This is a genomic window from Micromonospora sp. C41 (genome assembly GCF_018070485.1).
Lineage (GTDB): Bacteria > Actinomycetota > Actinomycetes > Mycobacteriales > Micromonosporaceae > Micromonospora > Micromonospora chalcea.
The window spans coordinates 210,843-223,055 of record NZ_JAGPXP010000003.1; the positions used below are offsets into that span (position 1 = coordinate 210,843).

10 protein-coding genes are annotated in these 12,213 nt (G+C 72.8%); 2 read left to right on the top strand and 8 right to left on the bottom strand.

The genetic code is table 11. The features are described from left to right. Positions 1 to 39 precede the first annotated feature (39 nt). Positions 40 to 615, top strand: coding sequence for a TetR/AcrR family transcriptional regulator (locus KBX43_RS05040; protein WP_043325918.1), 576 nt, complete (start codon positions 40 to 42; stop codon positions 613 to 615). Between the two features lie 26 nt (positions 616 to 641). Here KBX43_RS05040 and KBX43_RS05045 read toward each other — a convergent pair whose 3' ends face one another. From KBX43_RS05045 to ftsY, 8 genes are all read right to left on the bottom strand, one after another. Beyond that, complete coding sequence (locus KBX43_RS05045) at positions 642 to 1,721, bottom strand: amidohydrolase family protein (protein WP_064447040.1); 1,080 nt, start codon at positions 1,719 to 1,721, stop codon at positions 642 to 644. Positions 1,722 to 1,739: 18 nt separating this feature from the next. Beyond that, on the bottom strand, positions 1,740 to 2,321 hold the full coding sequence (locus KBX43_RS05050) for a Uma2 family endonuclease (RefSeq protein ID WP_124778950.1): 582 nt from the start codon (positions 2,319 to 2,321) through the stop codon (positions 1,740 to 1,742). A 66-nt stretch (positions 2,322 to 2,387) separates the two neighbouring features. Then, complete coding sequence (ffh, locus tag KBX43_RS05055; RefSeq protein ID WP_043325921.1) at positions 2,388 to 3,941, bottom strand: signal recognition particle protein; 1,554 nt, start codon at positions 3,939 to 3,941, stop codon at positions 2,388 to 2,390. Positions 3,942 to 4,127: 186 nt separating this feature from the next. Then, positions 4,128 to 6,392 carry a [protein-PII] uridylyltransferase gene (locus tag KBX43_RS05060; protein ID WP_210883499.1) on the bottom strand — a complete coding sequence of 755 codons (2,265 nt, stop codon included), beginning with the start codon at positions 6,390 to 6,392 and terminating at the stop codon, positions 4,128 to 4,130. 17 nt (positions 6,393 to 6,409) lie between these two features. Next, positions 6,410 to 6,748 carry a P-II family nitrogen regulator gene (locus KBX43_RS05065; protein ID WP_174537509.1) on the bottom strand — a complete coding sequence of 113 codons (339 nt, stop codon included), beginning with the start codon at positions 6,746 to 6,748 and terminating at the stop codon, positions 6,410 to 6,412. 25 nt (positions 6,749 to 6,773) lie between these two features. Beyond that, entirely contained in the window at positions 6,774 to 8,069 is a 1,296-nt protein-coding gene (locus KBX43_RS05070; RefSeq protein WP_231915538.1) for an ammonium transporter, read from the bottom strand. Positions 8,070 to 8,296: 227 nt separating this feature from the next. Continuing rightward, positions 8,297 to 9,160, bottom strand: a complete 864-nt coding sequence (locus KBX43_RS05075) for an aminoglycoside phosphotransferase family protein (RefSeq protein WP_174537508.1) — start codon at positions 9,158 to 9,160, stop codon at positions 8,297 to 8,299. 8 nt (positions 9,161 to 9,168) lie between these two features. Then, complete coding sequence (gene ftsY, locus KBX43_RS05080) at positions 9,169 to 10,350, bottom strand: signal recognition particle-docking protein FtsY (protein WP_043325927.1); 1,182 nt, start codon at positions 10,348 to 10,350, stop codon at positions 9,169 to 9,171. 148 nt (positions 10,351 to 10,498) lie between these two features. Here ftsY and KBX43_RS05085 point away from each other — a divergent pair, with 148 nt between their 5' ends. Beyond that, positions 10,499 to 12,211, top strand: coding sequence for an alkaline phosphatase D family protein (locus tag KBX43_RS05085; RefSeq protein WP_069088767.1), 1,713 nt, complete (start codon positions 10,499 to 10,501; stop codon positions 12,209 to 12,211). The last annotated feature ends 2 nt before the right edge of the window (positions 12,212 to 12,213 follow it).

A 12,213-nucleotide genomic window follows, 5' to 3' on the forward strand; every position in this document is an offset into this window, starting at 1 on the left:
GCGCCGTGTCGCCCGGCGCGGCCGTAGACTTCGACGGCGATGGGTGAGACACGGGACGCGATCGTGGAGGCCGCCCGGGCGCAGACCGTGGCCCTCGGGTGGGACCGTGTCCGGATGGGCGCGGTGGCCGCCGCCGCCGGGGTGAGCCGGCAGACGGTCTACAACGAGTTCGGCACCAAGGCGGGCCTGGGCGAGGCGCTGGCCCGGCACGAGGTGGACCGGTTCGTCGGCCAGGTCCGGTCCGCGCTCGGCGAGCACGACTCCGACGTGCGGGCGGCGGCGTACGCGGCGATCCACCGCACGCTCGCCTCAGCCGCCGAGAACCCGCTGGTCCGGGCGGTGCTGACCAGCACGCGGGGCGGCTCGGAGGAGTTGCTGCCGTACCTGACCACCCGGTCCGAGCTGGTGCTCGCCGAGGCCGCGGCGGCGCTGCTGGACTGGACGGGTGACCGCCTGCCCGACGCCGATCCGGCGGCCCTGGCGTTCGCGGCGGACAGCGTCGTACGCCTGGTGGTGAGCCACATCGTGCTGCCCGGCGGCCCGGTCGACGAGACCGCCGACCGGCTGGCCGACCTGGCGGTGCGCCTGTTCCTGATGGCGGCGACGGCGCGCTAGCGACGACGGCGGCCGGTCACGGCCCGTCAGCGGACGACCCGGCCGCGCAGGACGATCCGGCTGGGCGTCCGGACCACGCGCAGGTCACGGCGCGGATCTTCGGGGTAGACCACCAGGTCGGCGAGGCCGCCCTCGACCAGCCCGGGGAAGCCGAGCCACTCCCGGGCCCGCCAGGAGGCGGCGGCCAGCACGTCCGGCGCGGACATGCCGGCCTGCTCGTGCAGCAGGAGCATCTCCTCGGCCGCGAGCCCGTGGTCGATGCCGCCGCCCGCGTCGGTGCCGACGTAGATCGGCACACCGGCCTCGTGCGCGGCGCGCACCACCTCGGGGAAGCGGTCGCGCAGGGCGAGCATGTGGTCGGCGTACCCGGGGAACTTGGGCCGGGCCTGCTCCGCGATGTGGCCGAAGGTCCGGATGTTGATCATCGTGGGAACCAGCGCGGTGCCCTGCCGGGCCATCAGGTCGATCAGGTCGAGGCTCAGCCCGGTGCCATGCTCCACCGAGTCCACCCCGGCCCGCACCATGATCTCCACCGCCGACTCGGAGAACGTGTGCACCGCCGCGCGTACCCCGGCGGCGTGCGCGGCGGCGACCGCCGCGGTCATGGTGTCGGCGTCCCAGGCCGGCGCCAGGTCGCCCACTCCCCGCTCGATCCAGTCGCCGACCAGCTTGACCCAGCCGTTGCCGGCCGCGGCCTGCGCGGCCACCGTCTCGGCGACCTCCGCCGCGCCGACCTCCACGCCGATGTCGCGCAGGTAGCGCTTGGGCGGCGCGACGTGCCGGCCCGCGCGGGCCAGTCGCGGCAGGTCCGGCTCGTCCTCCAGTTCGGGGTACGGGTACGGCGACCCGGCGTCGCGGATCGCCAGCACGCCCGCGTCCCGGTCGATCCGGGCCAGTTCCCGCGCCTGGTCGAGCGAGGTGATCGGGCTGCCGCCGCGGGCGATGCCGATGTGGCAGTGCGCGTCGGTCAGGCCGGGCAGCACGAAGCCGCCGTCGGCCACCGTCTCGGCGCCGGGCACCGGTTCGAAGGTGACCCGGTCGCCGACCAGCCAGACGTCCCGGACCTCGTCGTCGGGAAGGAACACACCGCGCACGTGCAGAGCCATGTGCACAGTCCTACCCGATCAGTCCTCCTCGACGGCGAGCAGGTCGTTGCGCCGCGCGGTCAGCGCCGGCAGATCGACCGAGACCTTCCAGGGCCGCTCGGTGACGAACAGGTCCTCGGTGTGTGCCAGTTGCTCGTACTCGCGGGCGGCGCCGTCGAGCGTGTACTCGGTCAGCGCGATCCGCTCGTGCTGCGGATCCACCACCCAGTAGGAGCGGACCCCGGAGCGGGCGTAGACCTTCGCCTTGTCGTACAGGTCGCGGAAGTGCGACGTCGGCGAGACGACCTCGACGGCGAGCAGCGCGTCCTCGACCGGGACCGGCGACCGGCCGGCGTGCTTGCGCCGGATCACCACCACATCCGGGCGCGGCTCGTTGCGGCGGTCCACCCGCATGGACAGGTCGATGCTCACCAGGAACTCAGGCGGGCAGTTGACCTCAAGCGCGAGTAGGAGACGGACACACAGATCCTGGTGCAGGGCGGTGGGCGACGGCACGATCAACCTTCCGTTGATCAGTTCGTACGGAAGGTCCTTGGGCAGGTCGCCCAGGTCGTCGACCGTCCACTCGTGCCGCTCGGGCAGGATCGGCGCCGCGGTCATGACATCTCCTTCCAGGGGGCGAACCGACCCTAGGTGATGATCACATCGCCCACCGTCACCGACACGCTAGCGGGGGCCCTTGTCGCCGCCCTTGCCCAGCTTGTTGAAGTCGATCTTCGGAAGCTTGAAGCCCGGCGGCAGACCCTGCCCACCCGCCAGATCACCCGGGTCCAGGCCCGGCGGGAGCTGCGGCATCCCGCCCGGGAAGCCACCCGGCATGCCGGCGCCGGTACGCGGCCGCCCGCCGCCCTTCGTGCCCTTGCGCTTGTTCTTCGGCGACTTGGTCGCCTTGCGCCGGCCACCGCCGGGCAGGCCCATCATGCCGCCCATCTGCTTCATCATCTTCTGCGCGTCGGTGAAGCGGTTGAGCAGCTGGTTGACGTCCATCACGGTGACGCCGGAACCATTGGCGATCCGGGCCCGGCGGGAGCCGTTGATGATCTTCGGATTGGTGCGCTCGGCCGGGGTCATCGACCTGATGATCGCGGTCACCCGGTCGAAGTGCTTGTCGTCCAGCTCGGCGAGCTGGTCCTTCATCTGCCCCATGCCCGGCATCATGGCCAGCACGTTGGCGATCGGGCCCATCCGCCGGACCGCGATGAGCTGATCGAGGAAGTCCTCCAGCGTGAAGGTCTCCCCGCCCATCAGCTTGGCGGTCATCTTGTCCTTCTGATCGGAGTCGAAGGCCGCCTCGGCCTGCTCGATCAGAGTGAGGACGTCGCCCATGCCGAGGATCCGGCTGGCCATCCGGTCGGGGTGGAAGACGTCGAAGTCCTCCAGCTTCTCGCCGGTGGAGGCGAACAGGATCGGCTGGCCGGTGACCTCGCGGACGGAGAGCGCGGCGCCGCCGCGGGCGTCGCCGTCGAGCTTGGACAGCACCACGCCGGTGATGCCCACGCCGTCGCGGAACGCCTCTGCGGTACGGACCGCGTCCTGGCCGACCATCGCGTCGATGACGAAGATGACCTCGTCGGGCTGGACCGCGTCGCGGATGTTCGCGGCCTGCTGCATCATCTCGGCGTCGATACCGAGCCGGCCGGCGGTGTCGACGATGACGATGTCGCGGGCGGCGCGGCGGGCGTGCTCGATCGAGTCGCGGGCCACCTGCACCGGGTCGCCGACGCCGTTGCCGGGCGCCGGGGCGTACACCTCGACGCCGGCCCGGCCACCGAGCACCTGGAGCTGCCCGACGGCGTTGGGACGCTGGAGGTCGGCGGCGACCAGCAGCGGCTGGTGGCCCTGGCTCTTGAGCCAGCGGGCCAGCTTGCCGGCGAGCGTGGTCTTACCGGAGCCCTGGAGGCCGGCCAGCATGATCACGGTCGGCGGGTGCTTGGCGAACTGGAGCCGCCGCCCCTCGCCGCCGAGGACGTTGATCAGCTCCTCGTTGACGATCTTGATGATCTGCTGGGCCGGGTTCAGCGCCTGGGAGACCTCGGCGCTGCGCGCCCGCTCCTTGACGTTCGCGATGAAGCCCTTGACCACCGGCAGGGCGACGTCGGCCTCCAGCAACGCCATCCGGATCTCGCGCGCGGTGGCGTCGATGTCGGCGTCGGTGAGCCGGCCCTTGCCGCGGAGCTTGGTGAAGATCCCGGACAGGCGGTCACTCAAGGTGTCAAACACGCGAACATCCCGTTTGTCGTTTTCGGCGGGCACATGCTGGCGGGCCGATGGTCCAGCCCACCGTTAGGGTAGCCCGCCGCCCGCACCCTCGCTCCGGCCCGGCCGTCCACGGGCCCGCGCCGCTCGTCGGCCGGGTGTTAACAGGGGTCCCTTCCTCTACCGGAGGCGTTAACAAGGGGCCCTTCCTTACACGGCGGCGAGCACGGCGGCCTCGATGCGCGCCCGTTCCTCGTCCGAGGGCCAGCCGCCGACCAGGTAGAAGGCGTCCACCACGTCGCCGCCGAGCGTGGAGATCCGGGCCGCCCGCACCTGGGCGCCGGTCTCGTCGAGCGCGCAGGTGACCCGGTAGAGCAGCCCGGCCGCGTCCGCGGCGCGCAGTTCCAGCAGCACCGCGTCGGTGGCCGCCTCCCGGTGCCAGACCACCCGGGGCGCGGCGCCCTGGCTGCGGGCGGCGAGCGCCCGGCCACGCAGCCGCTGGATCACCGAGACGTCGCCGCCGACCGCGCGGCGCAGGTCGGCGCTGAGCGCGATCGGGTTCGGCGCCAGCCCGTAGCGCGGCTGCACCCGGCACTGCACCAGGGCGCGGCCGTCCACGGTGGCGGCGTCCGCGGAGATCACCTCGAGGCGGTGCAGGGCCAGGCAACCGGCGACCGTGGCGAGCAGTCCGCGCCGGTCCGCCGCGGCCACCGACACCCGGTCCTCCCCCAGGTGTACGACAGGCAGCGGCCCGGCCACGAGCGCCGGGTCGGGGGCCGGCGGGGCGGGCACCACGCCGGTGTCCAGGGTGGTGCGTACCCGGGCCACCAGCTCGGCGATCAGCCGGCCCTTCCAGGCGGACCAGGCGGCCGGGCCGGTGGCGGCGGCGTCGGCGCGTACCAGGGCGTGCAGCAGTTCCAGCGTGGCGGTGTCGCCGACCCGCTCGGCGACACCGGCGACTGTCTTCGGGTCGGACAGGTCCCGGCGGGTCGCCACGTCGGGTAGCAGCAGATGCAGCCGGACCAGCGTGCCGATCAGCTCCGCCTCGGCTGGTGGCAGCCCGACCCGGGTGGCCACCGCCTCGGCCAGCGGCGCGCCGACCGTCGAGTGGTCGCCGGGTAGTCCTTTGCCGATGTCGTGCAGGAACGCGCCGAGCAGCAGCAGGTCGGGGCGTTCCACGTCGCGGGTGTGCCGGCTCGCCTCGTACGCGGTCTGCACCAGGTGCCGGTCGAGCGTGAACCGGTGCACCGGGTTGTGCTGGGGCAGGCTGCGCATCCGGGTCCACTCGGGCAGCCAGCGGTCGATCAGCCCGTACCTGTCGCAGGTCTCCCAGGCGGGCACCAGGCCGGGACCGGCGCCGAGCAGCGTGATCAGCGCGGCCCGTGCCGCCGGCGGCCAGGGCGCGGGCAGCGGCGGGCAGTACGCGGCCAGCCACTCGCAGGTGGCCCGCGCGATGGGCAGCCGGGTGGTGGCGGCCGCGGCGGCCACCCGCAGCGACAGGCTCGGGTCGGGGCGGGCCCCGATGGCGGTACGGGCGAGCACCAGTTCCCCGTCCTGCTCGACCACGTCCCGCGCGACCGGGCGGCGCAGCGGCCGGCCGGGGGCGGCCCGGTGGCGGCCGGAGCGGAGCCGGTCGGCGGCCCGCCAGGCGTCGTCCAGGGCGTGGCTGACGGTGCGGGCGTCGCCGGCAACGAGCCGCAGCAGCGCGTCGCCGTCCTCGGCGCCGAGCAGCCGCGCCACGCCGTCGCGTTCCTGGGCGACCAGGCGGTCGACCCGGCGGCCCACCTGCTGGTGCAGCGCGTCGCGGGTGTCCAGCAGCCGCCGGTGCGCGGCGTACACGGCGGGGCGGAGCGCGTCGGTGACCCCGGCGGTGGCGATGGCGCGCAGGATGCCCACGTCGCGCAGCCCGCCGGCCGCCTCCTTGAGGTCGCCTTCGAGCAGGAACGCCAGTTCGCCGTGCGCCTCCCAGCGCGCGGCGGTGATCTCGCGCAGGCCGGGGAGCTGGCGGATCGCGGTCCGCCGCCAGTGGTCGGTGGCGGTACGCGCGAGCTGGTCGGTGAGCGCCGGGTCGCCGGCCACGTGCCGGGCGTCGAGCAGGCCGAGGGCGACCTTGACGTCGTCCTGGGCCACCGACAGCGCCTCGGCGACGGTGCGTACCGAGTGGTCCAGCCGCAGTCCGGCGTCCCAGATCGGGTACCAGAGCGACGCGGCCAGCTCGTCGATGCCGGGCACCCCGGCGTGCAGCAGCACCAGGTCGAGGTCGCCGTAGGGGGCGCACTGGCGGCGGCCCAGCCCGCCCACCGCGACGAGCGCCACCCCGTCCCGGTCCCGGAAGGCCCGGCGCAGCCAGGCGTCGAGCGCCTCGGCCCGCGCGTTCCGGGCCGGCTCACCGATGCCCCCGGGTACGCCGACGACCTCGTTGACCACGGGCACGCCGTCCCCGGTGGGGGTGGCAGCCGTGGTCAACGAGGTCACGTCGGCAGGTCCGGCCGTCAGAGGGCGTCGAGCCCGCGCTCGCCGGTACGCACCCGGACGACCTCTTCGACGCCGGTCACCCAGACCTTGCCGTCGCCGATCTTGCCGGTCCGGGCGGCGCCGACGATCGCGTCCACGATCTTGTCGACGTCGATCTCGTCGGTGAGCACCTCGACCCGGATCTTGGGCAGGAACTCGACCGTGTACTCGGCACCCCGGTAGACCTCGGTGTGCCCCTTCTGCCGGCCGTAGCCCTGGACCTCGCTGACCGTCAGCCCCGCCACGCCGAGGGCGTGCAGAGCCTCCTTCACCGCGTCCAGCTGGTACGGCTTGATGACCGCGGTCACCAGCTTCATGTCCAACCCCTCCATCCCAGGAACGTTAACCGGCGACCTTCTCGCTGACCGGCGCGGACTCGTCCGACTCGGCGGCGGGCTCCGCGCCGGGCTTGCCGGCTCCGATCCCGGCCATCGCGAACGCGCCACCGCCGCTGCCCGTGGTGGGCGACAGGTCGTAGCCGCTCTCCGCGTGCTCGGCGATGTCGATGCCGTCGACCTCGGCCTCGGCGGAGACCCGGAGGCCGATCGTCTTGTCGATCACGAAGCCGAGAGCGTAGGCGACGACGAAGGAGTAGACGCTGACGATCAGCGCGCTGATCGCCTGCTTGCCGAGCAGGCTGGCGTCGCCGCCGACGAACAGGCCGTCGGTCTCCACCAGCGAGCTCACCGAGGCGGTGCCGAACAGGCCGATCCAGAGGCAGCCGATCCAGCCGCCGACGAAGTGCACGCCGACCACGTCGAGGGAGTCGTCGTAGCCGAGCCGGTACTTCAGACCGACCGCGAGGGCGCAGACCGCGCCGGCCACCACGCCCAGCAGCACCGCTGCGGCCGGGGTGATGAAGGCACAGGCCGGGGTGATGGCGACCAGACCGGCGATGGCGCCGGACGAGGCGCCGACCAGGGTCGGCTTGCCGTCACGCACCCACTCCACCACGATCCAGCCGAGCAGCGCCGCGGCGGTGGCGACCTGGGTGTTGATGAACGCCAGCGCGGTGACCCCGTCGGCGGTCAGCTCGGAGCCGGCGTTGAAGCCGAACCAGCCGAACCACAGCAGCGCGGCGCCGAGGGCGACCATCGGGACGTTGTGCGGCTTCATGCTCTCGCGCGGCCAGCCGACCCGCTTGCCGAGCACGAGCACCAGCGCGAGCGCCGCGGCGCCGGCGTTGATGTGCACGGCGGTACCACCGGCGAAGTCCAGCGCGCCGATGTCGCCGCCGATCAGCCCGCCGCCCCAGACCATGTGGGCGACCGGGAAGTAGACCAGGGTCGCCCAGCCGAACGCGAACAGCAGCCAGCCGGCGAACTTCACCCGGTCGGAGAGCGCGCCGCTGATCAGCGCCACGGTGATGACCGCGAACATCATCTGGAAGGCGATGAAGACGTAGATCGGGATTCCGGTCTCGCCCCACAGGTCGTTCTCGCCGACGAACGTCTTGGTGCCCAGGTACTGACCGAGGTCACCCCAGAACTTGCCGCCCTCGCCGAAGGCGACGGTGAAGCCGTAGAAAAGCCACAGGATGCTGACGAGCCCGATGGACGAGAAGCTCATCATCATCATGTTCAGAACGCCCTTGGACCGGTTCAGGCCGCCGTAGAACAGCGCGAGACCGGGGGTCATGAGCAGCACGAGGGCAGTCGAGACAAGCAACCAGGCAGTGTTCCCGGTGTCGATCTCCACGCTGCCTCCTCTCGTTGTCGTATTCCTCCCTCCGACTGAAGACCTGGCAGCATCGCCCGTCAGCCGGTTGCGCGGAAGCTTTGTCGCCGGCTGTTTCCTTCAGCGACACCCCGCGATTTCCGACACGTGACGGGTTGTTTCCGGCGTGTGAAGAACGCCGATCTTGCTCAGCGGAGCGCGTACTCCAACTGGTGCCGCTCGTAGTCGAGCAGCCGCAGGTCGCGCATGGGGCGACGCAGGTGGCCCTTGTGGACGATCCGGACGAAGGCCGGCTCACCGGCGGCGGCCATCCGCCGGATGCCCTCGACGTGGTCGACGATGCGCTTGCGGATGGTGCGGATGAGCCGGTGCCGGTCGCGCGGGATCAGCCCGTACGCGTCGGCGAACAGGCGCAGCCGGCGCGGCCGGTCGGGGCGCTTCCAGCCCAGCGTCACCGAGTCGCGGTCGGAGAAGATCGGCACCCAGGTCCAGGCCGCGTACGCCACGTCGTAGATGCGGGCGCCGGGCGAGGCGAGGTCGAAGTCGATCAGCCCGAGCGTGCCGTCCGGGCGCCAGATCACGTTGTGCGGCGCGGCGTCGTGGTGACAGATCACCTCGGTGTCCGGCGGGGGCGGCCCGAACGAGCGCCAGACCGCGCCGGGCGGCGGGGTGAAGCCGTACTGCGCGTCGTGGAACATCCGCAGCATGGTGGCCACCGTGACCAGGGCCTCGTCGGTGACCCAGTGCGGGGCCAGCGGGTACTCCCCGCACTCCCCCTCCAGGTACGACAGGACCTCGCGGTTGCGCTCGTCCATGCCGAGCGCGCGGGGCGCGCCGGTGAAGCCGACGTATTCCAGGTGGCGCAACAGCGCGTGCACGGAGGGCGTCCACGGGCCGGCGTTGCGCCGGACCGTGTCTCCGACACGGACCACTGTGCTCACGTTCCCGCCGTGCAGCGGGATCTCCTGCGAAGTCACGTACGGTCTCCCGAGGCGTGGCGACGGGTGGCTGGGGTCGCGCCACCCCGCGTAGGCGCGATCGTCAGTCGTCACGGGAGAGGTTACGCGTCCCGGGCGAGCGGCTCGGTGCCGAGCAGCGCGTCGACGAACTGGGCCGGGTCGAACGGGGCCAGGTCGTCCTTGCCCTCGCCGAGGCCGACCAGCTTGACCGGGATGCCGAGCTTGCGCTGCACGGAGATCACGATGCCCCCCTTGGCCGTCCCGTCGAGCTTGGTCAGCACCACGCCCGTCACGTTGACCACCTCGGTGAAGACCCGCGCCTGCTCCAGCCCGTTCTGGCCGGTGGTGGCGTCGAGGATCAGCAGCGTCTCGTCGATCGGGCCGTGCTTCTCCACGACGCGCTTGACCTTGCCCAGCTCGTCCATCAGGCCGATCTTGTTCTGCAGCCGGCCGGCGGTGTCGATGAGCACGGTGTCCACGCCGGTGTCGATGCCGCGCTTGACGGCGTCGAACGCGACGCTGGCCGGGTCGGCGGCCTCGGGCCCGCGGACCGTCTCGGCGCCCACCCGGCCGCCCCAGGTCTCCAGCTGGTCGGCGGCGGCGGCCCGGAACGTGTCGGCCGCGCCGAGCAGCACGCTGCGGCCGTCCGCGACCAGCACCCGGGCGATCTTGCCGCAGGTGGTGGTCTTGCCGGCGCCGTTCACGCCGACCACCAGCACGACCGCCGGGACGCCCTCCTTCGGGGCGGTCCGCAGCGAGCGGTCCAGGCTCGGGTCGAGCGCGTTCACCAGCTCGGCGGCGAGCAGCGCGCGCAACTCCTCCCCGGTGCGGGTGCCGAGCACCCGGGTCCGCTCGCGCAGCCGGTCGACGATCTCCCGGGTGGAGTCGATGCCGACGTCCGCGGTGATCAGGCTGTCCTCGATCTCCTCCCAGGTGTCCTCGTCCAGCCGGTCGCGGCTGAGCAGGCCGAGCAGGCCCTTGCCGAAGACGTTCTGCGAGCGGGACAGCCGGGAGCGCAGCCGGACCAGCCGGCCGGCGGTCGGCTCCGGCACCTCGACCGGGGGCGCCTCCACCGGGGGCGCCTCGACCACCACGCCGGTGGTGAGGTCCGCCTCCGGGGCCTCGACCGGCGGGCCGGCCAGATCCTCCTCGGCCCGGGTGTCGACCTCCGTGCGCGGCAGCGGAGGCTCCGGCCGCCGGCGCAGCCGGGGCACCACGAGGCTCAGGCCGCCGATGATCAGCACGCCGAGCAGGGCGAGAGCGACGAGGAGGTATTCCGTCATGCCCGAAATCCTGTCAGATGCCGGCGACGGCGTCCCACTCACCGCCTCGGCACGCGAACAACCTGCGGGTACGCTCACACCGGAAGGCGTACCGCAACCGCCGGCCGGGTAGGGAACAGCCGAAACGATCTTGTCGGAGGTGGATGTCGTGCCCGGTTCCCGCCTGCTCATCGGCCCGTTGCTGCGCCGGGTCGTCGACACGCGGGCGACCGTCTGGGTGGAGACCAGCTCGCCCGCCGTGGTCACCGTCCGCACGGCCGACGGCGCCACCGGCAGCGCGCCCACCTTCTCCGCGTACGACCACCACTACGCGATCGTGGTGGTGACCGGGCTCACCCCGGACAGCGCCACCACCTACGAGGTGCTGATCGACGACGAGGTGGCGTGGCCGCTGCCGGACTCGTCGTTCCCGCCCAGCGTGATCCGGACCCGCGCGCTCGACGACGCCGACCAGCCGGTGCGGCTGCTGTTCGGCTCCTGCCGGGAGACCACCCAGCACTCCACCGCGCGCAAGCTGCCGCCGGACGCGCTCGACGCGTACGCCCGGCGGGTGATGGCCGCGCCCGAGCAGGCCGTGCTGCCCGACCTGCTGGTGCTGCTCGGCGACCAGGTGTACGCGGACGAGACCTCGCCGACCGTGCGGCGGCTGCTCAAGCGCCGCCGCAAGCGGCCGAAGGACGCCCCGGCGACGCAGGTGGTGAGCTTCGACGAGTACACGAAGCTCTACCTGGAGTCGTGGCGTGACCCGGAGATCCGCTGGCTGCTCTCCACCGTGCCGAGTGTGATGATCTTCGACGACCACGAGGTGATCGACGACTGGAACACCTCGCAGTCGTGGCGCGCGGACATGCGCGAGCAGCCGTGGTGGGCCGAGCGGATCCGCAGTGGCCTCGCCTCCTACTGGGTCTACCAGCACCTGGGCAACCTGAGCCCGGACGAGATCGCCGCCGACCCGGTGTACGCGAAGGTCATCGCCGCCGAGGACGCCACCGGCGTGCTGCACGAGTTCGGCGAGCGGGTCGACAAGGAGGCCGACCTGGCGCACGACACCGAGCGCTGGCGGGCCGTGCAGTACCAGTGGAGCTACGCGCTGGACCTGGGCCGCACCCGCCTGGTGATGCTGGACAACCGGTCCAGCCGGGTGCTCCTGCCGGGCAGCCGGGCGATGCTGCCGCCGGGCGAGTGGTCGTGGTTCCTCGACCAGGCGCACGGCGAGTACGACCACCTGGTGGTGGGCAGCTCGCTGCCGTGGCTGCTGCCACCGGGTATCCACCACGTCGAGGCGTGGAACGAGCGCCTGGCCGACTCCGGCCGGCCCTGGGTGGCCCGGATCTCCGAGCAGATCCGCCGGGCCCTGGACCTGGAGCACTGGGCGGCGTTCCGGCGCTCGTTCGAGGCGCTGGGCGAGCTGTTCGCGCGGCTGGGCAGCGGCACCGCGCCGCGCACCGGTGCGCGGGTGGGCGCCGGGCCGGCGTACGCGCGACCGGCGTCGATCAGCGTGCTCTCCGGGGACGTGCACCACTCGTACGTGGCGCGGGCCCGGTTCGCCGACCGTGACGTCCGCACGCCGGTGCACCAGCTCACCTGTTCACCGATCCACAACCAGGTGCCCGCCGGCATGCGCCCGCTGATGACGCTGGGCTGGAATCCCGGCCCGGCCGGGGCGACCCGGGCGCTGGCCCGTGCGGCCGGGGTACGCCGCCCGCCGGTGCGCTGGCGGAAGCTGGCCGGGCCCTACTTCGGCAACGCGGTGGCCACGCTCACCCACCGGGGCCGTGAGGCCGCCGTGGTGATCGAGGGCACGACCAGCGACGGCGAGCTGCGCCCGGTGGCGCAACAGCAACTCAGCGACGGGGACTGAGT

Coding starts and splice junctions, on each gene's coding strand:
- KBX43_RS05065 (WP_174537509.1), bottom strand. CDS start 6,748: ATGAAGCTGGTGACCGCGGTCATCAAGCCGTACCAGCTGGACGCGGTG.
- KBX43_RS05040 (WP_043325918.1), top strand. CDS start 40: ATGGGTGAGACACGGGACGCGATCGTGGAGGCCGCCCGGGCGCAGACC.
- KBX43_RS05045 (WP_064447040.1), bottom strand. CDS start 1,721: ATGGCTCTGCACGTGCGCGGTGTGTTCCTTCCCGACGACGAGGTCCGG.
- ftsY (WP_043325927.1), bottom strand. CDS start 10,350: ATGACGGAATACCTCCTCGTCGCTCTCGCCCTGCTCGGCGTGCTGATC.
- KBX43_RS05050 (WP_124778950.1), bottom strand. CDS start 2,321: ATGACCGCGGCGCCGATCCTGCCCGAGCGGCACGAGTGGACGGTCGAC.
- KBX43_RS05070 (WP_231915538.1), bottom strand. CDS start 8,069: ATGACCCCCGGTCTCGCGCTGTTCTACGGCGGCCTGAACCGGTCCAAG.